Source organism: Chryseobacterium sp. LJ668 (assembly GCF_019613955.1).
Taxonomy (GTDB): Bacteria; Bacteroidota; Bacteroidia; order Flavobacteriales; family Weeksellaceae; genus Chryseobacterium.
Map to the genome: position 1 here is coordinate 2115884 of NZ_CP080443.1, position 22012 is coordinate 2137895.

General features: G+C 34.5%; 23 protein-coding genes. 13 read left to right on the top strand and 10 right to left on the bottom strand.

Going from position 1 to position 22012, the window contains the following annotated elements; genetic code table 11:
- Positions 1-81 precede the first annotated feature (81 nt).
- Positions 82-666: a DUF3109 family protein gene (locus tag K0U91_RS09885; RefSeq protein ID WP_219970538.1), complete on the bottom strand. Its 585-nt coding sequence runs from the start codon at positions 664-666 to the stop codon at positions 82-84.
- A 10-nt stretch (positions 667-676) separates the two neighbouring features.
- Entirely contained in the window at positions 677-1582 is a 906-nt protein-coding gene (locus K0U91_RS09890; protein WP_220180492.1) for a DUF6427 family protein, read from the bottom strand.
- Positions 1583-1624: 42 nt separating this feature from the next.
- Between K0U91_RS09890 and K0U91_RS09895 the strand changes: the two genes are divergently transcribed.
- Complete coding sequence (locus tag K0U91_RS09895; protein WP_219970540.1) at positions 1625-1858, top strand: DUF6341 family protein; 234 nt, start codon at positions 1625-1627, stop codon at positions 1856-1858.
- A 65-nt stretch (positions 1859-1923) separates the two neighbouring features.
- Here K0U91_RS09895 and K0U91_RS09900 read toward each other — a convergent pair whose 3' ends face one another.
- The 5 genes from K0U91_RS09900 to K0U91_RS09920 all read right to left on the bottom strand — a co-directional run bounded on the left by K0U91_RS09900 (position 1924) and on the right by K0U91_RS09920 (position 5310).
- Complete coding sequence (locus tag K0U91_RS09900) at positions 1924-2361, bottom strand: universal stress protein (protein WP_219970541.1); 438 nt, start codon at positions 2359-2361, stop codon at positions 1924-1926.
- A 65-nt stretch (positions 2362-2426) separates the two neighbouring features.
- Complete coding sequence (locus tag K0U91_RS09905; protein ID WP_220180491.1) at positions 2427-3032, bottom strand: fumarylacetoacetate hydrolase family protein; 606 nt, start codon at positions 3030-3032, stop codon at positions 2427-2429.
- A 279-nt stretch (positions 3033-3311) separates the two neighbouring features.
- Complete coding sequence (locus K0U91_RS09910) at positions 3312-3713, bottom strand: putative signal transducing protein (RefSeq protein ID WP_220180490.1); 402 nt, start codon at positions 3711-3713, stop codon at positions 3312-3314.
- A 4-nt stretch (positions 3714-3717) separates the two neighbouring features.
- Positions 3718-4482 (bottom strand): 3'-5' exonuclease, encoded by a 765-nt coding sequence (locus tag K0U91_RS09915; RefSeq protein ID WP_220180489.1) that lies wholly within the window; start codon positions 4480-4482, stop codon positions 3718-3720.
- 108 nt (positions 4483-4590) lie between these two features.
- Positions 4591-5310: a CDP-alcohol phosphatidyltransferase family protein gene (locus K0U91_RS09920; protein WP_220180488.1), complete on the bottom strand. Its 720-nt coding sequence runs from the start codon at positions 5308-5310 to the stop codon at positions 4591-4593.
- Positions 5311-5463: 153 nt separating this feature from the next.
- Here K0U91_RS09920 and K0U91_RS09925 point away from each other — a divergent pair, with 153 nt between their 5' ends.
- From K0U91_RS09925 to K0U91_RS09965, 9 genes are all read left to right on the top strand, one after another.
- On the top strand, positions 5464-7392 hold the full coding sequence (locus tag K0U91_RS09925; RefSeq protein ID WP_220180487.1) for an LTA synthase family protein: 1929 nt from the start codon (positions 5464-5466) through the stop codon (positions 7390-7392).
- 252 nt (positions 7393-7644) lie between these two features.
- The gene (locus K0U91_RS09930) at positions 7645-8064 is read left to right on the top strand and encodes a DUF2147 domain-containing protein (protein ID WP_220180486.1); all 420 of its coding nucleotides are present in this window, start codon (positions 7645-7647) and stop codon (positions 8062-8064) included.
- Between the two features lie 109 nt (positions 8065-8173).
- Positions 8174-9157, top strand: coding sequence for a pyruvate dehydrogenase complex E1 component subunit beta (locus K0U91_RS09935; protein ID WP_219970548.1), 984 nt, complete (start codon positions 8174-8176; stop codon positions 9155-9157).
- Between the two features lie 108 nt (positions 9158-9265).
- Entirely contained in the window at positions 9266-11257 is a 1992-nt protein-coding gene (locus tag K0U91_RS09940; protein ID WP_219970549.1) for a KUP/HAK/KT family potassium transporter, read from the top strand.
- 76 nt (positions 11258-11333) lie between these two features.
- The gene (locus tag K0U91_RS09945; protein ID WP_219970550.1) at positions 11334-11807 is read left to right on the top strand and encodes a Fur family transcriptional regulator; all 474 of its coding nucleotides are present in this window, start codon (positions 11334-11336) and stop codon (positions 11805-11807) included.
- Between the two features lie 3 nt (positions 11808-11810).
- On the top strand, positions 11811-13550 hold the full coding sequence (locus tag K0U91_RS09950) for an OstA-like protein (RefSeq protein WP_219970551.1): 1740 nt from the start codon (positions 11811-11813) through the stop codon (positions 13548-13550).
- 96 nt (positions 13551-13646) lie between these two features.
- Entirely contained in the window at positions 13647-14822 is a 1176-nt protein-coding gene (locus K0U91_RS09955; protein ID WP_220180485.1) for an aspartate aminotransferase family protein, read from the top strand.
- A 198-nt stretch (positions 14823-15020) separates the two neighbouring features.
- The gene (locus K0U91_RS09960; RefSeq protein WP_047444457.1) at positions 15021-15407 is read left to right on the top strand and encodes an START-like domain-containing protein; all 387 of its coding nucleotides are present in this window, start codon (positions 15021-15023) and stop codon (positions 15405-15407) included.
- 75 nt (positions 15408-15482) lie between these two features.
- On the top strand, positions 15483-16298 hold the full coding sequence (locus tag K0U91_RS09965) for an aminotransferase class IV (protein ID WP_220180484.1): 816 nt from the start codon (positions 15483-15485) through the stop codon (positions 16296-16298).
- Between the two features lie 136 nt (positions 16299-16434).
- Here K0U91_RS09965 and K0U91_RS09970 read toward each other — a convergent pair whose 3' ends face one another.
- Positions 16435-16983 (bottom strand): YqgE/AlgH family protein, encoded by a 549-nt coding sequence (locus tag K0U91_RS09970; RefSeq protein ID WP_220180483.1) that lies wholly within the window; start codon positions 16981-16983, stop codon positions 16435-16437.
- 24 nt (positions 16984-17007) lie between these two features.
- Between K0U91_RS09970 and pdxH the strand changes: the two genes are divergently transcribed.
- A complete protein-coding gene (gene pdxH, locus K0U91_RS09975) occupies positions 17008-17649 on the top strand; it encodes a pyridoxamine 5'-phosphate oxidase (RefSeq protein WP_220180482.1) in 642 nt (213 codons plus the stop codon).
- Positions 17650-17699: 50 nt separating this feature from the next.
- Here the strand turns inward: pdxH and K0U91_RS09980 are convergent, their stop codons facing one another.
- Entirely contained in the window at positions 17700-17990 is a 291-nt protein-coding gene (locus tag K0U91_RS09980; protein ID WP_129536153.1) for an HU family DNA-binding protein, read from the bottom strand.
- A gap of 396 nt (positions 17991-18386) precedes the next feature.
- On the opposite strand from K0U91_RS09980, the gene panD reads away from it, so the two are divergent.
- Positions 18387-18737, top strand: a complete 351-nt coding sequence (panD, locus tag K0U91_RS09985) for an aspartate 1-decarboxylase (protein WP_219970556.1) — start codon at positions 18387-18389, stop codon at positions 18735-18737.
- A 3-nt stretch (positions 18738-18740) separates the two neighbouring features.
- A complete protein-coding gene (locus tag K0U91_RS09990) occupies positions 18741-19820 on the top strand; it encodes a lysylphosphatidylglycerol synthase transmembrane domain-containing protein (protein WP_220180481.1) in 1080 nt (359 codons plus the stop codon).
- 83 nt (positions 19821-19903) lie between these two features.
- On the opposite strand, the gene K0U91_RS09995 is transcribed toward K0U91_RS09990, so the two are convergent.
- Complete coding sequence (locus tag K0U91_RS09995) at positions 19904-21961, bottom strand: M3 family metallopeptidase (protein WP_220180480.1); 2058 nt, start codon at positions 21959-21961, stop codon at positions 19904-19906.
- Positions 21962-22012 lie beyond the last annotated feature (51 nt).

A 22012-nucleotide genomic window follows, 5' to 3' on the forward strand; every position in this document is an offset into this window, starting at 1 on the left:
AAATAATTAATAAAAACAACCGCAGAAATTTCTGCGGTTGTTTATTTTTATAAAACAGATAACTTTCTACTAATTTACCATTTATTTACCATATTCTTTTTTCCACTCTTCGGCGACTCCACTCAATGTGCTGTAAAAATCTTCTCCATATTTCCTTATTAGAGGTGTCTTAAGAAACTTATATACCGGAACCTGAAGTTCCTTACCCAACGTACAGGCATCGTTGCAAATGGGCCATTCATGATAATTCAACGCTGTGAATGAAGAATATTCTGTAACCCTTATCGGATACAAATGACATGAGATGGGTTTTTGCCAGTCAATAGCACCATCTTCGTAAGCTTTTTCGATTCCGCATTTTGTAATTCCACGTTCGTCAAAAGTAACGTATGCACATTCTGCATCTTCAATCATTGGCGTGACATACATTCCGTCCATCGGGTCAGTCGTCCATGTTCCCTGTTCTTCAATAGCATTTATTCCGTCTTGGGTGAGATAGGGTTTTATTTTGTCGAAAATATTGTCTAAAATCACCAGTTCGTCTTTATCCAGCGGAGCTCCCACATCACCTTCTACACAGCAGGCGCCTTTGCATTTGGTAAGATTGCATACAAATTCTTCAGAGAAAATATCTTCAGAAATTAATTTATCGTCTATTTGAATCATAATCTTTTTTTTAAAATAAATCGAAATGTGTGCCTGCTTTAAAGCTGATTAAGCTGGCAATAATTAGCCACAAACTTGCTTCCTGCATCCAATATTTCGGCAAAAATTTGAGCATTCTGCTTATAATGATTGTCGTAGGAAAAGCCAGTAATAGCAGGTATTCATAATGATTGTTCATATATAAAACAATACTTACCAATTGTGCGATCGAAAATACGAGCAGAAAAGTATATTTATACCGGCTGATCGGGCTTTTCTTATTATAATGTTTAAAATGATCATATATTGCGTAGATCAGCATCAGTAGAATAGGTATTAGTGGGTAGAGTTCAGTATAATCAGTAACCAATTTTATTTTTCCGAATGGCAGATAATCTGTATTCCAGTTATTGAATCTTAAGAAAAACATCAGTGAGAAATAGCTCAGTGCAATCAGGGATATTCCTAAAATAAATCTGAAGATATTTAAACCTATTCTTTCTGAAGTGACAATCAGGTGAATCAGTACAAAAACGATCATTGGCCAGGTTGTTGGGAGAAAGATGAAATTTAATGCTAAAATGGCTCCTACCAGTACGTAAGATTTTTTCCTGAGATCTTCATCGGTACTTGTCAGAAGAAGCAGTAAAAATGCATTGGTAAGCAAAGCAACGGCAATACCGATATCGAGTGTCCCCGGATATAGCCCGAAAACAAAAAATGTATACAGAAATAACGGCAGATGCGTCTGATAATTCAGCGCAATTGCGTGAAAACAAAAATATCCAAGCGAGATACCAAAAAATGTGATTACGGCGATTATTGCTTCATACGTATTGAAATTCAATATATTAAATATAATTACTACTAAAAGAAGAAAGCCAATATAAACAGGAATTGAAAAAATATTGCTTTCTTTTGAAAGTAATCTAAACATTTTTTATAAATTTGTGCAAAGTTAATTTAAAAAAGGAAAATAATGACGTCTTTCTTTCTGTTCTTAAGTGATGTTTTCAAATGGTCTTTTGGTTTTTTCACAACCTTTGGAAACGTACTCAACTGGATTTTATTCTTTGTTTGTTGCGTACTATTTACATATTGGTGCTATGTCTTGGTGGTAAAACTTGGAGGAGACAAAGACAAAGAGTATTATTCTCCAACTGAGGGTAAACACCCTTATTACGATCCTACGATCTATAAAAAAGAAGGTTAATTAATTGGTTATATAATAAAAGACCGATCAAAGCTTATTTGATCGGTCTTTTTATGATTTATAGCTTAATCATGTATTGGCAAAACCACAACAGGTATTTTAGAGCTTTTGGTAATCCCCTTAGTTAAACTCCCTACAAAAACGTCGTAGATTCCGCTTCTGCCGTGAGAACCCATTACAATAAAATCTGCCATTTTTGTATCGGCGTATTCTAAAATAATATCTTTGGCAATCCCTTGTTTCAGAAGATGCTCACAGTCGATGTTGTGAGAAAGTATTTTCTGATTGATCTTATTGAGCAATACAAGCTCTTCTCTTATTTCGTTTTCTTCAACTTCAGGAAAATACTGATACCCCATATCTCCGATTGCGAAACCGATGTCTGTAGGCGCTACATGTATCAGATTGATCTTTCCGTTTACTTTTTTGGCAAATTCTATCGCACCGTCAACAAGCTGATCTGTTTTTTCGCCAAAATCTACTGGCAATATAATATTAATCATCGTTTCATATTTAAAATTGGTCTTTTAAAGATATGAAATAATTAGAAAAACCGAATGTTAAAAACTTATAATATTCGGATATCCAGAGCTTTTTCTTCCTCAAGATAAGCTTCCAGAACATCTTTCTCAGAAACTTTACCTACCCCTTCCGGAGTTCCTGTAAAGATAAGATCACCTACTCTTAAGGTGAAATATTGTGAAACAAAAGCAATAATATCATCAATCCTGAAGATCATATCTTTTGAATTTCCGTGCTGTACTTCTTGCTTGTTTTTCAATAGTGAAAACTGCAGATTGTCCAGATTATAGTTTTCTTTTCTGAAGAAATTTCCTACCACAGCTGAACCGTCAAATCCTTTTGCCAATTCCCACGGCAATCCTTTTGATTTTAGATCGCTTTGCAGATCTCTCGCTGTAAAATCGATTCCCAGACCAATTTCATCATAATGTTTATTTGCGGTCTCTCTTTGGATGTATTTTCCGCCTTTTGAGATTTTCACTACAATTTCCAATTCGTAATGAACATCGTTAGAAAATTCAGGAATGTAAAAATCATTTCCTTTCAGAACTGCGGTATCAGGTTTCATAAAGATGACAGGCTTGTCAGGAATTGTATTTCCCAATTCTTTTGCGTGCTCGCTGTAATTTCTTCCTATGCAGATTATTTTCATACTTTTTGTCATTGCCAGCCAAAGGCGAAGCAATCTTTTATTTCTAAATTAAATTTAATATCATTACCAAGAATGAGACAATTTTACAATTATTTTTAGGAGCTATTTCACGCTTTCCGTTGCAATCTTTTTTTTCAAAAAAGGATTTCCACTGCAATCGGGGCTAGAAATTTTGTATGTCATTTAAATATTTTTGAATAACCTCCAAGTTTGTCTTCCCGTAGGAATCTAAGCATATATTCAAAACACTTTTTACAAAATGACACAAAAAGGTTTTAGTTATTCATGCGTAAACTCATTTTCACAATAATAACACACAAATTTATGGCTCGAAATTAAAGAAATTCCGAAAAAACTTGTCGAACTGTCGTCTCTATAAATATGGTTTGAGCCACATTTCGGGCAGACAAAATCAAATTTCGGGTCTCCTACAGTATGTTCAACTTCCAGAGAAAATTTATTATTTTCGTGATAATCGGTCAAAATTTTTCCGGCATTTGCGAAATCATCCTCAAAAACCTGCAGTTGAATTCCTCCTAATGCCTGTGACAAGAGCCAATCAGACTGTATCGTCTGCTCGTTGGCAATAAAGCTCTGGATGTTATTTTCAGCTAAGATCTGTTTATCTCTGTTGGCTTCGAGAGCTGTTTCGTAAAATTTGAACTTAACTAAATCACTCATTTTTTTAAAATTTACTTGATAACTGAATTTTTGTAAAAACTTTCTTAGTGTACAACGGGAAATCGGCATTCTGAAGCCATCCGTAATATCCAAGATCTTTTTTGAAAACATCTTTCACACCCTGACCTTTATATTTTCCGAAGTTGAAAACCTCAATATTTTTATCATTAAAACCTATTAAGCCAGCTAAATCTGCATTTTTATTATGAAAGCTGAACTCGCTCAATGTATTAACATCTTTCGGAAGATCATCATATTTTCCAACCTGCGCATCCAAAACTTCAAAAGTTGCCAGAACATCAGCTTCAGCTGAATGTGCATTTTCTAAAGTTTTACCACAATAGAACTGATACGCAGCTCCCAAATTTCTCGGTTCTTTTTTATGATAAATGGTTTGCGCATCGACCAATTTGAACTTACTTAAGTCAAAATCAAAGTCTGCACGAAGCAATTCTTCCGCTAACAAAGGAACATCAAATCGGTTAGAATTAAAGCCACCCAAATCTGCGCCAGAAATCATTTCAACAATTTTCGGAGCGATTTCTCTGAAAGTTGGTGCGTCTTTAATGTCTTCATCATAAATTCCGTGGATCTCGCTGCATTCTTTCGGGATAGCAATTTCAGGATTTACACGCCAGGTTTTGCTTTCTCTTGAAGAGTCTGGATTTATCTTGAGAATACAGATTTCAACAATTCTGTCTTTTCCAACGTTGGTTCCTGTAGTTTCTAGATCAAAGATACAAAGCGGTTTATATAGTTTTAAATTCATTTTTTATTTTGCTTTTAGCGATTGGCAATTGGCTTGTAGCTTTTTTGTTCGCTCATTTTTTATTTGTTTTCAATCAACCTTGACAAGGTCGAGTTTTGTCAGAATCTTTTAATTTAATAGTTTTCGAAATACAATCGAAATAAAAATATAATAGAGAATCACTAATGGAATTCCGAAAGTTTTAAATATAATTAATATCAGAATTGAACCGATTAATAAAGCCAGTTTCGGATAATTATCCTGTAGCTTCATCGATTTGAATTTCATTGCAATCATTTTAATCGGACTAATCAAGAGCCAAGAAGATAAGAATGTTAAAAAAACAAAAGCCGTTTCAAAAATCGCTGAATCAAAAACTCTTGGTGAAGATTCATGTTTGAAAAAATAATAAATTCCAAAAATCAAAATCGTGTTACTTGGTGTATTTAATCCTTTAAAATAATATTTCTGGTCTTCATCCAAATTGAAGATCGCCAATCTCAGGCATGAAAAAAGCGTAATTAGAAATCCAAGATAGTTTATCTCGAACAGAAGGTGTATTCCTAAAAAATCATTTCCGAAAGGTTCAAGCATTTTAAACATTGTCAATCCCGGAATCAACCCGAAACTTACCATATCTGCCAAAGAATCAAGCTGGGTTCCCAAATTGGAATTTGCTTTTAAAGCTCGTGCAACAAATCCGTCAAAAAAATCCAAAACTAAAGAAAGGATGATACAAATTGCAGTTGTTTCATAATCGCCGTTCATCAAATGGACTGCACCCACGCAGCCAGAAAATAAATTTCCGAGTGTGATGGCATTTGCCAGATTGTTTTTAATGAAATTCATGAAGCAAAATTACAGTTTTTAAAAATTTTAACCTTAATTAATATGAACTAAAAATGACATTAATATCAATTTAACTTAAATTTGCACTGCGAAATCACTTCATTTATGGTGAAAAAAGTGATTATATATTTTCATTAAAAGAAAAATTTCAATATGAATTTTTTTAAAGAATTTAGAAAGCAGGAAGTTTTGGTTTTATGTTACAGGATTTTTTTGGCTTTTGTTTTTTATCAGTTTGCCAGATTTCTTTTTTGGTTTTTTAATAAAGATTTGATAAAAATAGATAGTCTCAAAGACTATTTAAGTTTAGCTTATCATGGAATTGCGTTTGATACCACTGCAATTTTATATGTCAATTCGTTATTTATCCTTTTAAGTTTAATTCCTGTAGTTATCAATACTAAAAAAGCCTATCAGAAGGTTCTTTTCTGGCTGTATTTTATTACTAACGGAATTGCGTATTCAATGAATTTCGGGGATTTTATTTATTATAAATTTTCGCAGACAAGATTAACTTCTGCCGCTTTTCAGGTAGCAAAACATGAAACTAATATTTTAAAAGTGTTAACGGTTTCCACCAAAGAACATCCGTTTGTAATTATCTGGTTCATTACATTAATGGCGTTGTGGGTTTTTCTTTATAAAAAAATCAAAATTCAAGAAAGAAAACCGGCTAAATTAATTCCTTATTTTATTCTTTCTGTATTTACAATTTGCATTTCCGCCGTATTGATTGTTGGGGGAATCCGTGGAGATTTTAAGCATAGCACAAGACCGATCAACTTAGTTGATGCGAATAAATTTGTGAAAACGCCGCTCCAGGGAAATGTAGTGCTGAACAGTACTTTTTCGTTTTTCAGAACGTTGGGAAGCAATAATTTTAAAGAAGTTCATTTTGTAGATGAGAAATTTATTGATGAAAATATTCAGCCTTACAAAATCTACGACAGACAAGTTCAGGATAAGCCAAACGTTGTCATTTTTATTGTTGAATCTTTTGGGAGAGAATATTCAGGAGCTTTTAATAAAGACAAAAACATCAAAGATTACGTTTCTTACACCCCTTTTATCGACAGTCTTGCGAATGAAAGTTTAATATTTCCGAATACTTTTGCAAATGGGCGGCAATCTATTCACGGGATGAGCAGCATTTTGGCAGGAATTCCGAGTTTGACGGATGCTTTTACGAGCTCGCCATATTCTAACCAGAAAATACAGTCGATTGTTTCTGTTTGTAATGATATGGGTTACGATACGTCGTTTTATCATGGTGCTCCGAACGGATCGATGGGCTTTCTGGGCTTTGGAAATATTCTCGGTTTTAAACATTATTTTGGGAAAGACGAATACAATCATAATGAAGACTTCGATGGGATGTGGGCAATCTGGGATGAGCCTTTTCTTCAGTATTTTGCAAAAAATACAGGAAAAACAAAGCCTTTTATGGCTACTGTGTTTACCGCTTCGTCGCATCATCCCTTTAAAATTCCTGAAAAATATAACGGGAAATTTAAAAAAGGACATGTAGAAATGCACGAGCCGATGCAATACACAGATTATTCTATCAAAAAATATTTTGAAACCGCAAAAAAACAGCCTTGGTTCAATAATACGATTTTCGTTTTCACCGGAGACCATCCCAATCAGATTTTTTACCCGGAATATGAAAAAGCGATGAATCGTTTTGCTGTTCCTCTAATTTTTTATTCACCAAATCCTAAGTTTAATTTAAAAGGTGTGAATAGTGAAGTTGCACAACAGATTGATATTTATCCGACTTTGACAGATTTAATCGGGTACAATAAAAAAATAAGAAGCTGGGGTAGAAGTTTACTGAGTGAAAAGAAATATCCACCTTTGATTGTGAATTCTGACGGTTCTTCAGAACAGTTTATTATAGGAAATTATATTTATCGCTTTGACGGGAAAAATATTACAGGGATTTATGATAAAAATGATTTGGGCTTCGAAAATAATTTAAATGACAAAATAAAAACTCCCGAAACCGAAAAAGGAAAACTAATCGCAAAAGCATGGTATCAGGATTATATGAATAGAGTGATGAATAGAAAGCTGAACTGATTAATTAAAACCTACATCAGTAACTATAAGCTGGTCGGCAGTCAATTGGTCTCTCTATTGTTATATATGCAAAGGATAATAAAAAGTGTTGCCTATTTAAAATTTATTTCTATTTTTAACTAATCAACAAATTGATGATCTATAAATAAAATCAAACTAAATTAAATATGAAATCGCATGGCTGATTGTTGTTATAAAACCATTAAATTGATGCGATTCCATTATTCAAATAAAAATAAATAAAATTTATATATGAAAAAATTATTAGCAACATCCGTACTTTCTCTATTCAGTGTTATGTCTTTTGCACAGATCGAAGGTAAATGGAAAACAATTGATGATGAAACAAAACAGGCAAAATCTATCGTTGAAATCTGGAAAAAATCTGACGGTAAATATTATGGTAAAGTTTCTCAGCTTTTAATTAAACCCGCAAACCCGAATTGTGTAGGCTGTAAAGATGACCGTAAAGGCAAACCGATTTTAGGTATGGAAATCATCAGAGGTTTGGAAAAAGATGGCGCTGAATTTACAGATGGTACAATTACAGACCCAAAAACAGGAAAAACATACAAATGTACCATCACGAGAACCGGTGATAAACTGAATGTGAGAGGTTACATGGGTGTTTCATTATTAGGCAGAACGCAGGTTTGGCAGAAAGTCAACTAATCTGTTTAAAATAATATTAATTATTGGGCAACTCAGCAATGAGTTGTCTTTTTTGTTATGTAAATAATAAATTATTACTATTTTTGTACTCTAAATTTTTCAAAAAAATATGGCAGAATATACTTTTCGTGAAGTGATTGCGCAGGCAATGAGTGAGGAAATGCGTAAAGACGAATCCATTTTTCTGATGGGAGAAGAAGTAGCAGATTATAATGGTGCATACAAAGCTTCTAAAGGAATGTTGGATGAGTTTGGTGCTAAACGTGTAATCGATACACCTATTGCAGAACTTGGTTTTACAGGTATCGCAGTGGGTGCTGCAATGAATGGTAACAGACCGATTGTAGAATATATGACCTTCAACTTTGCGCTTGTCGGGATCGATCAGATCATCAACAATGCTGCAAAAATCCGTCAGATGAGTGGAGGTCAGTGGAACTGTCCGATTGTGTTCAGAGGTCCTACAGCTTCAGCAGGTCAGCTAGGAGCAACGCACTCGCAGGCTTTTGAAAACTGGTTCGCCAATGTACCGGGCCTTAAAGTGGTCGTACCTTCAAACCCTTATGATGCGAAGGGATTATTAAAAACTGCAATTCAGGATAACGATCCTGTAATTTTCATGGAATCTGAACAGATGTACGGAGACAAAATGGAAATTCCTGAAGAAGAATATTATTTGCCAATAGGAAAAGCTGAGGTAAAAAGAGAAGGCACAGATGTAACATTGGTTTCTTTCGGGAAAATCATGAAATTAGCGATTCAGGCAGCTGAAGACATGGCTAAAGAAGGTATTTCTGTTGAAGTAATCGATCTGAGAACGGTTCGCCCTTTAGATTTTGATACTGTTTTGACATCAGTAAAGAAAACAAACAGACTAGTAATTTTAGAAGAAGCCTGGCCGTTTGGTTCTGTATCTTCAGAAATTACTTATATGGTACAACAGAAAGCATTTGATTATTTAGATGCTCCGATTAAGAGAATTACGACTCCTGATGCTCCTGCGCCTTATTCAGCAGCATTATTTGCAGACTGGTTTCCTAAACTTGAAAAAGTAAAAGAAGAAATCAAAAAAGCAATGTACATTAAATCATAGAAAAAAACTTCCGAAAGGAAGTTTTTTCATTTATACAATGCATGACTATTTGAGCTGAGGGTCATAAATTTAGTATACATTTGCGCTTTCAAAAATTAATTATCTGATATGGCAGACGTTGTAGGTGGAAGTCACCACATAGACCTTAAAAAACTTTCATTTGTGGGAGTTCTTGTTTCACTCGGAATCGTTTTCGGTGATATTGGTACTTCACCGCTTTACGTAATGAAAGCAATTGTAAATGCGCGAGAAGAAGGAGCTACAATGCCTTTTGATCAGTATATTGAAGGTGCATTATCATGTATCATCTGGACGTTAACGCTACAAACAACCCTGAAATATGTGATTATCGCACTTCGGGCAGACAATAAGGGTGAAGGTGGTATTCTGGCTCTTTATTCTTTAGTGAAAAAGCTCAAGAAAAAGTGGCTCTATGTCGTCGCTATTATTGGTGCATCAACTTTGGTTGCCGACAGTGTAATAACGCCGTCACTTACTGTGATGTCAGCCATTGAAGGTCTTAAAATCTACAATCCCGAAACTCCTGTTGTAGTCATCACTATTTTTATCCTATTTATCGTATTTGTTGTTCAGCAATTTGGTACGGCTTCTATTGGTAAGCTCTTTGGACCAATCATGGTGACCTGGTTTCTTGCATTAGGAGCTTTCGGATCGATTCATATCGTTGATAATTTTGAAATTTTAAGAGCATTCAATCCTATTTATGCTTATAATCTGATTACACATTCACCAAGTGCAATAGTAATCATGGGAGCTGTTTTCCTTTGTACAACAGGGGCAGAAGCATTATATTCAGACTTAGGGCATTGTGGTGCAAAAAACATCAGAGTAAGCTGGATTTTTGTCAAATTAATGTTGATCCTTAATTATTTAGGTCAGGGAGCATGGCTTTTAACCAATTACAAACAGGTATTCTCGGGCGTTAATCCTTTTTTCGGAATTATGCCGGAATGGGCAGTTTTACCGGGAGTTATTTTAGCAACTTTAGCAGCAATTATTGCAAGTCAGGCGGTAATTACAGGCTCATTTACCATGTTCTCAGAAGCAATGTCTATTTCATTTTGGCCAAATCAACATATCGAATATCCTTCGGGAATAAAAGGGCAAATGTATATCCCAAGAATTAACTGGGGATTGATGGCTCTATGTTTTGGTGTCGTTATTTTCTTTAAAGAATCGGGTAAGATGGAAGCTGCGTATGGCTTGACGATCACCATAACGATGTTGATGACGACTATTTTATTGATCTATTGGTTGAGCAGAAGCAGGGTGAATAGATTTTTTATCATCGGTTTCGGAATGATTTATATCTTCTTAGAATCAGGATTTTTCTATGCAAATGTCATCAAATTTATGGACGGTGGCTGGCTGACAATGGTATTGGGCGGATTCATAGCAGTCTGTATGTACTCATGGTATAATGGCAGATTAATTAAAGCCAACTTTATTAATTTTGTTAAAATAGATAAATATGTTTCTATTATTAAAGACATGAAGCTGGATGAAACCATCCCGAAATACTGTACGAATTTAGCCTATTTGAGCCGTGCAAAAAGAAATGATGAGATAGAAGCTAAAATTATTTATTCAATTATTAAAAAACAACCGAAAAGAGCCGATCATTATTTCATATTGAGTATCATTAATCAGGAAGATCCCTACACATTCAAATACAGTGTTGATGAGATTTTACCTGGAACGATCTATAAAGTTAATTTTCTTTTAGGATTTAAAGTTGATAGAAGAATCAATGATTATTTCAACATGGTTCTAAAAGATTTGATGGCGGAAGGTACTATTCCTTCACGAAGCAGTCATCCGTCTTTGAGATCACACAACATCCCGCCGGATCTGAAATATGTGATTATTGATAACACCTATATCAACGATATTCTTTTGACGGTAAAGCAGAAAATCACCCTTAGTTTATACAATTTTGTAAAGTATATCGGTAGTGACGATTTTAAAGCGTGGGGGGTTACAATGCACAACGTAGAAGTAGAATCCGCACCTTTGACAGAAGAAACAATCTCTGCCAACCGCATCGAGCAGTCCAATTTTATGCGTCATAATTTTTAGAATATCAGATTGATGCGTTTTGATTGGTGTATTGTATTTAAATAAAAATCGATAAATTTGTACTATAAATTTTTTGATGGATACTTTACAAAAAGAAAAAAATATAACCTTAATAAAAGATGTTTTAAGAAATTACCTTTTAGAGAAAGGCTTTCGTAACACACCTGAACGATACACTATTTTAGAGGAAATCTACAGTATGGATCATCATTTCAACGTAGATGATCTGTATCTTTTGATGATGCAGAAGAAATATCATGTTTCTAAAGCCACGATCTATAATACAATAGAAATCTTTCTTGATGCAGGCTTGATTCGTAAGCACCAGTTTGGTGAGAAAACACTCACTTCGTCGTCTTACGAAAAATCATATTTTGATAAGCAGCATGACCATTTAGTGATCTACAAAAAAGGGTCAGACAAAGAAATTGAAGAGATCATTGAGTTCTGTGACCCTAGAATACAGGGGATTAAAGAATCAATTGAAGAAGCTTTTGGTGTGAAAATCGATTCTCATTCGCTGTATTTTTATGGCAAAAAGAATGACTAGTCAATGAAAGTATTCTTTTTCTTATTCCTTTTATTCTCCACATTCACTTTTGCTCAGGATACACCTAAACCTGTGCAGAGAGATCCGTTTTTACAGAATCCCGTAAAAAATCAGCCGCAGAAATCAAATACCAATAACAAAGTTAAGATCATACATGCTGATGAGATTATAAAAGATCCTAAAAAATATGATGGCAACCAATATTTGAAAGGAAATGTTGTGATTGAACATCAGGGGTCTGTTCTTACAGCAGATGAAGTAGTTCTTTACGATCAGGAAAATTTCGTTAAAGCAATCGGCAATACCAAACTTCAGAATACAGACGGCTCAATAATCACAGCTTCAGAAATGGAGTACGATGGTAATACCCAAAAAGGGGTTGCAAGAAAAAATGTGATTCTTACAGATCCTAAAGGAACGGTGATAAAAACTGAAACCATGTATTATGACAGGGTTTCAAATCTTGCCTATTACAATACAGGCGGAACGATCAACGACGGTAAAAGTACGACTTACTCAAAATCTGCAACATATAACCTTGCGGCCAGAACCATCAGTCTAACAGACAAGGTGAGAATTGAAGATAAAGATTATATTTTGGAAGGTCAGAATGTGGTTCAGAATCAAAATACAAATATTGTTGATATCAATGGTCCCACAGATATTACGAATAGGAAAAATCCAAAGAATCACATTTTTACGGAAAAAGGGACGCATAATTTGAATACCAAAGAATCTTTTCTGAATAAAAACTCAAGGATTTATTATAATGACAAAATTCTTACAGGAGATGCAATGTATTACAACCAGCTTAGCGGCTTCGGTACGGCGACCGGAAATGTAACCTTAGATGATCCTCTGGAAAAAAGATATCTGAAAGGCGGATACGGAGAAATTTTTGAAAAGAAAGATTCTGCAATGATGACCAAAGGTCCTTACGCAGTAAAAATTCTTGAAAAAGATTCAATTTATTTTGCTTCCGAAAAGATACTATCCTATCAAAAGCTCGATTCCTTAAAGATTAAAAAAAGCTATTTGAGAGCTTTTAAAAAAGCGAGAATTTACAAATCAGATGCACAGGGAAGAGCAGATTCTATTGCATTCAACGAAACCGACGGGATCATGCACATGTATACCAACCCAATCTTGTGGAGTGGAGAAAAACAGGTAACCGGTGATAAAATCGAAGCTTACTTTAATACTCAAACTGAAAATATAGATTCCCTTAAAGTGATCGGAAATGGTTTTGCCATCAGTAAAGCAGATTCTCTGAACATGAAAGATGAGTTTAACCAAGTGAAAGGTAAGCTGATGACCGTTTATTACGAAGGTAAAAACATCAAAGAAGTAAAAGTAATCGGAAATGCGCAGGCAATCACCTATGCAGATGATGTCAATGAAAAAACCAAAGAAAAAGAAAGGGTAGGAATTACATTGTCATCATGCGGTATTATCGGTGCATACTTTGAAGAACAGGCTTTGCAGATTGTTTCCTGCAGCATTGGTGCAGTATCTTCCACCTATCCAATGAGTAAAATAGGGCCCGATAAAAAGAAGTTCCCAGACTATAACTGGAATACCAAAGATCGGATCAGGAAATGGCAGGATATTCTCGTCGATTCTCCCAATTATGAAGAGATCAAATACGAATCCGGAGATGCGCTCTTCAATCAGGCTCAGGAAATCATCGATAAACAAAAAGCCGCAGAAGAAGCTAAAAAGCCGAAAAGGGTTAGAAAATAAAACTAAAAGACCAGTTGTAAAGCTGGTCTTTTACTATGCAAAAATTTCAGACTTTACCAAATCTTTTTTAGCTTTGCCTAAATTTCATACATAGAAATGCAAAAAGATTTTTTTAAATATCAGGCACAAACCACACAGTTTGCAGCTGGTTTTGAAGTAGAAAAAGCGCAGGGAAGCTATATTTTCGGAAAAGACGGCAGAAAATACCTTGATTTCGTAGCGGGAGTTTCTGCAAATACTTTAGGTCACTCTCATCCCAAGATCATCAATGCCATCAAACAACAGGCAGACAAATATCTTCACGTAATGGTGTATGGAGAATATGCGCAGGAAAAGCCTGTGGAATTATGCAGACTGTTAGCTGAGGCAACACCCGAACCTTTAGAAATCACCTATCTGGTCAACAGTGGAGCAGAAGCCATAGACGGAAGTTTAAAATTGGCCAAAAGATATACAGGAAGAGAAGAAATCGTTTCCTTTAAAAATTCTTACCACGGAAATACACACGGAGCTTTAAGCGTTTCCGGAAACGAATTCCATAAAAGAGAATTTCGTCCGTTACTACCGATGGTTTCCTTCATTGAATTTAATAACGAAAATGATTTCAGTAAAATTACAGAGAAAACAGCATGCGTAATTCTTGAAACCATTCAGGGAGCTGCAGGATTTTTAGTTCCAAACGATGATTATTTAATTAAATTAAAGAAAAGGTGTGAAGAAGTGGGTACTCTCTTAATTTTGGATGAAATTCAGCCAGGATTTGGAAGAACAGGAAAGCTATTTTCATTTGAACATTTCGGCATCGTTCCTGATATTCTGATTATGGGAAAAGGAATGGGCGGCGGAGTTCCCGTGGGAGCTTTTATGAGTTCAAGAAAAATCATGGAAACTCTTTCGCATTCACCAAAGTTGGGTCATATCACTACTTTTGGCGGAAATCCCTTGATTGCAGCAGCTTCTCATGCAACTTTGAAAGAAGTTTTAGAAAGCGGATTGATGAATGAAGTAGCTGAAAAAGAAGAATTGTTCAGAAAACTCTTAGTACATCCCAAAATTAAAAACATCAACGGCAAAGGTTTGATGTTGGCCGTCAATCTTGGTACTCCCGATTACACATTAGATGTAGCCAAAAGATGTATGGAGAAAGGTTTGATTGTATTCTGGCAACTCTACAGAAACGAATATCTGAGAATATCACCGCCACTGACGATATCAAAAGATGAAATCTCTGAAGGCTGTCAGATTATTCTTAATGTATTAAATGAAAACTGAGATATTTTTTTAGTAGAAACCTCTTACAAAAAAGAGGTTTTTTTATACCATCCCATGAAATTAAAAACAAAAACTCAAACAGAAGATTTTAAATTTATTTTTCTGATAAATATCATTCATATTGCATAAAAATCTATTTAGTTTTTTGTGTAATAAAAAAATTAATTTATATATTGCGTGACGTTAAAAATAAGTTATATGGCGAAACATAAAGTCCATTACGAATTCCCAATGCATTGTCTTTCAGAGATTTTGTATGAATATTTGGCTAGTGCTGAGGGTTTATCCGAGTGGTTTGCAGATGATGTGATAGAAAAAGGTGACGATTTCTATTTTAGTTGGGGTGGAGGTTCTGAAGAAAAAGCGACTTTGATCAGGTATAAGCCTGAAGGTTTCGTCCGCTTCCGATGGGAAGAAGATGAAGGTACCAAAAACTTCTTTGAAATGACCATTACTATTGATGATATTACAGAAGATTTAGCTCTTAATATTACAGATTTTTGTGAAGAAGGCGACGAAGAAGAAAATGCTTTGTATTGGGAAAACCTGATCGAAAACCTTAGAATAAAATTAGGTGCTGCTTAATCTGGGCGGTACTGACTTAATGGTAAAACTGATGGACGATTTATCGTTCATTGTTTTTTTATAAACTATCATATTTTGAATAATACTTATTTTACTTCAGAAGAGCTCAAGCTGCAAAACAGAGCATTTCTTTTCGGAGATGCTGTGAAAGTTTCATTTTTTGTAAGAAATTCTCAATTGATCATGGATGAAGAATGTTATTTCTTCCTGATGGCTTCTATGCGAAAAATGAGAATGAATATTCCTTTAAAATATACCCTGGAATTTTTTCAGAATCTCTTTAATGAAAAAATAATTCGTGAAAAAAATGTAAAAAACGGAATTATCAATTTTCTGGTGTACAGAAATTTTGACGGAATGACATTATCCAAATCTACAATCTCCTACTTCTTTGAAGTTGATGAGACGGATGATATTTTGAATGTGCATCCGCGATTTTTAGAATTAGATATAATTAAAGAAATCAACGTCAATAATAATCTTTTGAGCAACATCAGAGTTCATTGCCCAGAAAATATCTATGCCGGTATTTACGCTCAGGAAAATGATCTGGATGATGTTATTCTTTTAAATCCAAACAAGAGAATCGCCCGTTCTACTTCGGGAAATCTTCTGTTTTTAGAAGGAGATATCATTAAAGTTCCGAAACATTCTGAAGGTGCATACATCTCACCGCTGCTGGAAAATTTTGTCACTTATTTACATAAAAATAATCTGGCAGATATTCAGGAACATGAAATTATTGCTTTTGAATCTCAGAAGGCTGAAGAAATCTTAATGATCTCAGACGAGAAAGGAATTTTCTCAGTAGGAAAGATCAGAAATAAAACATTTGAAAATACACGCTTTCTCACATTGGTACAAGGTTGGAAGAACAGTTTTTCAAACTAAATTGACAAACCCGGTAAACAACAATGACGTCCTTTACCGGGTTTTATTCTGATACTTATTGATTGTGTTTTTTTGATAACGTAAAAATACAGAAAAATAGTATGCGATGAATATTAATTGCTCATAGTTTTGTTATTCAATTTAATGAAATATCCTCCGGAGCATTGGCCCAAAGAAGATATTCACCACCAAGATTCTGCATGATTGATTTCCAGAGCGTTTGATCATTCGGTAAAGTATAATCAAGATTGTAAACGTCCACTACCGTCCACATTTTTCTTTTTACTTCATTATCCAATTGAAGTGCTCCCCAACCAGAATAACCTGAAAATATTTTTACATCTTCAATACGCAATTCGTTACTAAGAACTGAGTTGATAACGGTTTCAATATCTTCCGTAACGTAAAATTCATCATTTATTTCGGTATACGTTTCAGCTACTTTTTTACCTTTGATAATGAAAAATACCTTTTCATTTTCTACAGGTCCTCCATCATACACTTCTATTTTAAAATCAAAGAAATTTTTGAATCGGTTACTCATTTTAGAATTTTTCTTATTCAGGATCAAACCAAAGGCAGCATTCTCATTGTGTTCAATGATAAGCACCACTGATCTTGAAAAAATGTCTCCGGAAATATCAGGTGTGGAAATTAATATTTTACCTTTGTATGAGTAATTCATACTCAAATTTAATAAAAATTATTTATGGAAAACCTTCACGATAAGAGAAAAATTTACGAAAAATCTCAACTTATTGAAAGTGAGATTAAAGAAAATCCGATAGAGCAATTCAGAGACTGGTTTTTGGATGCGTCATCAAATCCGACTGTTTCTGAAGCCAATGCAATGGCGGTCTCTACTCTGGAAGAGGATGGCTGCCCGAGAACGAGAATGGTTTTGCTTAAAGAATATACGTATGAAGGTTTTATTTTTTATACCAATTATAACAGCAGAAAAGGCAGATCAATTGAAAAAACACATAAGGCGTGTCTTCACTTCTTTTGGCCGGGTTTAGAAAGACAGATTATCATTAAAGCTGATCTTGAAAAAATCGCTGAGAACCTCAGTGACGGTTATTTTCATTCCAGGCCGAAAGGAAGTCAGTTGGGAGCTGTTGTTTCTCCGCAAAGTGAAGTAATTCCAAATAGAGAGTTTTTAGAAGTAAAGTTAAAGGAACTGGAGTCTCAGTTTGAAAACTCTGAAATCCCAAGACCCGAAAACTGGGGTGGCTATATTGCAAAACCTTACGAAATAGAATTCTGGCAAGGTAGGCCCAACAGATTGCATGACAGAATTATTTATCAGCTAAATAATCTGGATTGGAAAATTTCACGACTTGCCCCATAAATAAAAAAACCTCACCGAAAGATGAGGTTTACATTTTACAATCAGGTTGATTATTTTTTCTTAACACCTGAAACTGCAGTAGCCAAATCAGCTCCAGCTTTAAATTTAGCAACCGTTTTAGCAGCAATTTTAATTGGTTTTTTAGTTGCAGGGTTGATACCTTGTCTTGCAGCTCTTTCAGATACTGAAAAAGTACCAAAACCTACTAGAGACACTTTTCCGTCTTTTGCTTTTAGAGTAGTTGTTACATTAGAGATAAATGATTCCAGAGCAGCTTTAGCAGCAACCTTAGTAATACCTGCGTCCTTAGCGATTGCATCGATTAATTCAGACTTGTTCATAATTTTTATATTAAAAGTTAGTTAGTAATTGTAGCAAATATAAAACAATTTTCAAATTGTGCAAATTTTTTCGAAAAACTTGTGAATATTTTTTAATTATTCCTAAAACAATCAAAATATCATAATTTAAATTTTGCCGAAAATCCATGTTTCGAGATACTAAAATCATGCCAGTTCCGTATGTCTATTGACTTCCTGAAATATTTGATATAGAATATTATATTTATTAAATCCTGAATTTGCTATCAACTTTTGATCTTTTTATCAATATCTTTATTAAGTTGCTAAAAAGATCACTATAATATTGTCTTGCAAAGAAGTAATTGATTGTTTTTGTGATACTTCGAAAATTCATTTAAAAATCATTTTATTAAATATTATTAATAAATTTGCATTATGTTAATAGAAGTATTTAAATCTAAGATTCATAGGGTACGTGTGACAGCCTCAGACCTTAACTATATAGGAAGTATCACCATAGATGAAGATCTCATCGATGCAGCAGGATTGGTAGTGGGAGAAAGAGTTTACATTGTGAATGTAAACAATGGTGAGCGTTTTGACACTTACATCATCAAAGGTAAGAGAAAATCTGGCGAAGTATGTCTTAATGGCCCTGCAGCAAGAAAGGTGCAGCGCGATGACATCATTATCGTGATTGCTTATGCACAGATGACTCCGGAAGAGGCAAGAGATTTTCAGCCGAAAATTGTTTTCCCGGATGAGAAAACCAACCTTCTTACCTAATTTATGGAAAATAAAACCAATAACCCTCTTAAATCAATTCTTACAATCATTATCTCGCTTGCATTTGCAGGCTTTTTTCTATGGTTGGCATTACGAGGTTTTGATTTTCCCACCATTCAGAAATCTTTAGCAAAAGCCAATTATCTTTGGGTTGTTTTTGCATCTGTTTTTGGTATTCTGGCATATTGGTTCAGGGCGGTTCGCTGGAATCTTTTACTAGAACCAATGGGTTACAAAATTTCCACGTCCAATGCATTTTGGACCATCGCTTTCGGATATTTAATGAATTTAACGATTCCCAGAAGTGGAGAAGTAGCTAGGGCAACGGCTTTGTACGGTGTAGAAAAAGTACCTGTTAGTAAGTCGGTTGGTACCATTATTTTAGAACGAGTGATTGATCTTGTATGTATGATCGGTTTTCTTGTACTGACAGTTATTTTTAAATTTGATGCTATAGTATCATTTTACGATTACGTTACTGAAAAAAAGAAAATAAGTACAGAAAAGCAAATTCCTAATGGTTTTGAGGAATTTTTAATGTCACTGGGAATTAATGATTTTGACTCTTTTTATCTGATAGTTAAGGTTTTTATTTTACTTTTAATTGCAAGTGCAATTTTCTATTTAATAAAATTTAAAAGGGCACAGCTCATCAACTTCGGAAAAGGGATTTGGGAGGGGATCGCTTCAATTTCAAAACTGCAAAAAAAGGGAAAATTCATTCTCTATACTATAGGAATCTGGGTTTGCTATTACATGGCCACCTATCTCGTTTGTTTTGCTTTACCTGAAACTTCAAATTTTACCATTGCTGACGGATTTTTCATCATCGTAGTCGGTACTTTAGGAATGATCGTTCCGGCAAGTGGCGGCATCGGAGCGTTTAATCTGGCAATGAAATACGGTTTTATGGCCTTATTTATTTCGATGGGGAAAAGTGCTGAATTTGGAGGTGAAATGGGTTTGACGTACTCATTTATCTCTCTGCCTTTACAAATCGTCATTATGCTGATTACCGGTTTGCTTTCAATTCCTATTTTGGCAAGAGCAAGAACGGCTGCTGTTGAAGACCAAGTGTTTTAAGATTTATTTCAAATATATAATATAAAGATGAATTATAGAAAATCCAAATTCCGCTGGACTTAGGATTTTCTATAATTATAATTTTACCCAAATGCCCTCGTTAGTAAACTCTCCACTTTAGGTTCGCTTCCTCGGAAATTTTTATACAATTCCATCGGGTCTTTTGTACCGCCTGAAGAAAGTAGTATTTTATATTTTGCGGCAATCTCAGGATTGAAAATTCCATTTTCCTTAAAATACTGAAAGGCATCGGCATCCAAAACTTCCGCCCATTTGTAAGAATAATATCCTGCAGAATAACCGCCCTGGAAAATATGCGAAAAACTTGGGCTCATCGCGGTTTCAGGATTTGACGGATATAATTGTATCGCTTTTGTATATTGATCTTCAAACTCTTTCACACTCATATTTTCCAACTCATCAACCTTTGTGTGATAAGTCATGTCTAAGATTCCAAAACCAAGCTGTCTCATGGTTTGATAGCCTTCCATAAAGTTTTTAGACTGTTCTACTTTTTTAATTTTTTCATCCGGAAGAACTTCGCCGGTTTGGTAATGTCTAGCGAATGTCTTCAAAAATTCAGGTTCATAACAGAAGTTTTCCAGAAATTGAGATGGTAATTCCACAAAATCCCATTTCACTGAAGTTCCGGATAGATTAGGATATTGCGTATCGGCCAACATTCCGTGAAGAGCGTGGCCAAACTCATGAAATAATGTGGTCACTTCCTGAAACGTGAGTAAACTGGGTGTATCTTTCGTAGGTTTGCTGAAATTGCAGACTATTGAGATATGAGGACGCGAATTTTCACCATCCTTTTTATATTGATTTTTATAACTCGTCATCCATGCTCCTGCTCTTTTGCCTTTTCTTGGGAAATAATCTACGTAAAGCAGAGCTTTGAAATCTTTTTCAGAATTAGCATTCCCATCTTCCGGCTTTCCGCTTACTGCTTCAAAAACTTCATACACTTTTACATCTTCATGGTATTTGGGAATGTCATTTCTTTCCTCAAAAGTCAACCCGAAAAGTTTTTTAGATAAACCGAACACAGCTTCCTGAACCTGTTCTAAAGGGAAATAAGGTTTCAATTCTTCATCATTCAAATCGTATTTTGCTTTACGAAGTTTTTCTGCATAAAAAGCATGGTCATAGCCTTGTATCTCGTCAATTCCATCAGCTATTGCTAAAGATTTTAGTTCTTCGATTTCCTTTTCAGCGTAAGGTTTTGCTTTAACTAAAAGCTCGTTGAGGAAATCTAAAACTTTCGTCGGAGATTTTGCCATTCTTTCTTCTAAAACAAAATCTGCATAAGTATCATAACCTAAAAGTTTTGCTTTTTGTTGTTTTAGATTGAGAAGTTCTTTAATTAAATTCTGATTGTCAAATTCTCCGCCATCAAAAGATTTTTTGCCGTTTGCCAAAGCCAGTTCCTTTCTCAATTCTCGGTTTTCAGCATAGGTCATAAACGGAATGTAACTTGGATATTGCAGAGTAACAACCCAGCCTTCCATATTTCTTTCCTTGGCTTCTTCAGCATATTGTTCGGTAATTGCTTCAGGAATTCCGGCAAGATCTTCTTTTTTGGTGATGTGTTTGGAATAAGCATTGGTATAAGCTAAAACGTTTTGACCAAACTTTAGAGATTTTAAAGATAAATCCATGCTGATTTTCTTCAATTTTTCTTTGTCTTCTTCATTTAAAAGGGCACCGCTTCTTACAAAACCTTTATACGTTTCATTTAAAAGCATTTGTTGTTCCTCGTTCAGGTTGTAATCTTCTTTCCTGTCATACACTTTTTTAATTTTATTAAATAAAGCTTCGTTTTGAGAAATTTTTGAAGAGTATTCTGTTAAAATTGGTGAAACTTCCTGAGCAATCTGTTGCAATTCATCATTTGTTTCTGCAGAATTTAAATTAAAAAAAATATTAGAAGCTCTGTCCAACTGCTCTCCCGAAAAAGCTAAAGCCTCAATTGTATTTTCAAAATTAGCTTCGTCAGAATTATTCACAATGGTATCAATTTCTTCTTCAGATTTCTGAATTAATTCTTTAAAAGCCGGAAGATAATCTTCATTTTTTATCTGGTCAAATGGGGCTGAATGATATGGTGTGCTGAAATTTTCTGTTAAAATATTCATTGATGTATTTTTAGTTGTTGTAAATTTAATAAATTGATCTGAATCAGATTT

Coding starts and splice junctions, on each gene's coding strand:
- K0U91_RS09910 (WP_220180490.1), bottom strand. CDS start 3,713: ATGAGTGATTTAGTTAAGTTCAAATTTTACGAAACAGCTCTCGAAGCC.
- K0U91_RS09960 (WP_047444457.1), top strand. CDS start 15,021: ATGGCGAAACATAAAGTCCATTACGAATTCCCAATGCATTGTCTTTCA.
- K0U91_RS09920 (WP_220180488.1), bottom strand. CDS start 5,310: ATGAATTTCATTAAAAACAATCTGGCAAATGCCATCACACTCGGAAAT.
- K0U91_RS09940 (WP_219970549.1), top strand. CDS start 9,266: ATGGCAGACGTTGTAGGTGGAAGTCACCACATAGACCTTAAAAAACTT.
- K0U91_RS09980 (WP_129536153.1), bottom strand. CDS start 17,990: ATGAACAAGTCTGAATTAATCGATGCAATCGCTAAGGACGCAGGTATT.
- K0U91_RS09885 (WP_219970538.1), bottom strand. CDS start 666: ATGATTCAAATAGACGATAAATTAATTTCTGAAGATATTTTCTCTGAA.
- panD (WP_219970556.1), top strand. CDS start 18,387: ATGTTAATAGAAGTATTTAAATCTAAGATTCATAGGGTACGTGTGACA.
- K0U91_RS09895 (WP_219970540.1), top strand. CDS start 1,625: ATGACGTCTTTCTTTCTGTTCTTAAGTGATGTTTTCAAATGGTCTTTT.
- K0U91_RS09890 (WP_220180492.1), bottom strand. CDS start 1,582: ATGTTTAGATTACTTTCAAAAGAAAGCAATATTTTTTCAATTCCTGTT.
- K0U91_RS09955 (WP_220180485.1), top strand. CDS start 13,647: ATGCAAAAAGATTTTTTTAAATATCAGGCACAAACCACACAGTTTGCA.
- K0U91_RS09950 (WP_219970551.1), top strand. CDS start 11,811: ATGAAAGTATTCTTTTTCTTATTCCTTTTATTCTCCACATTCACTTTT.
- K0U91_RS09915 (WP_220180489.1), bottom strand. CDS start 4,482: ATGAATTTAAAACTATATAAACCGCTTTGTATCTTTGATCTAGAAACT.
- K0U91_RS09900 (WP_219970541.1), bottom strand. CDS start 2,361: ATGATTAATATTATATTGCCAGTAGATTTTGGCGAAAAAACAGATCAG.
- K0U91_RS09945 (WP_219970550.1), top strand. CDS start 11,334: ATGGATACTTTACAAAAAGAAAAAAATATAACCTTAATAAAAGATGTT.
- K0U91_RS09935 (WP_219970548.1), top strand. CDS start 8,174: ATGGCAGAATATACTTTTCGTGAAGTGATTGCGCAGGCAATGAGTGAG.
- K0U91_RS09995 (WP_220180480.1), bottom strand. CDS start 21,961: ATGAATATTTTAACAGAAAATTTCAGCACACCATATCATTCAGCCCCA.
- K0U91_RS09905 (WP_220180491.1), bottom strand. CDS start 3,032: ATGAAAATAATCTGCATAGGAAGAAATTACAGCGAGCACGCAAAAGAA.
- K0U91_RS09970 (WP_220180483.1), bottom strand. CDS start 16,983: ATGAATTACTCATACAAAGGTAAAATATTAATTTCCACACCTGATATT.
- pdxH (WP_220180482.1), top strand. CDS start 17,008: ATGGAAAACCTTCACGATAAGAGAAAAATTTACGAAAAATCTCAACTT.
- K0U91_RS09990 (WP_220180481.1), top strand. CDS start 18,741: ATGGAAAATAAAACCAATAACCCTCTTAAATCAATTCTTACAATCATT.
- K0U91_RS09925 (WP_220180487.1), top strand. CDS start 5,464: ATGAATTTTTTTAAAGAATTTAGAAAGCAGGAAGTTTTGGTTTTATGT.
- K0U91_RS09930 (WP_220180486.1), top strand. CDS start 7,645: ATGAAAAAATTATTAGCAACATCCGTACTTTCTCTATTCAGTGTTATG.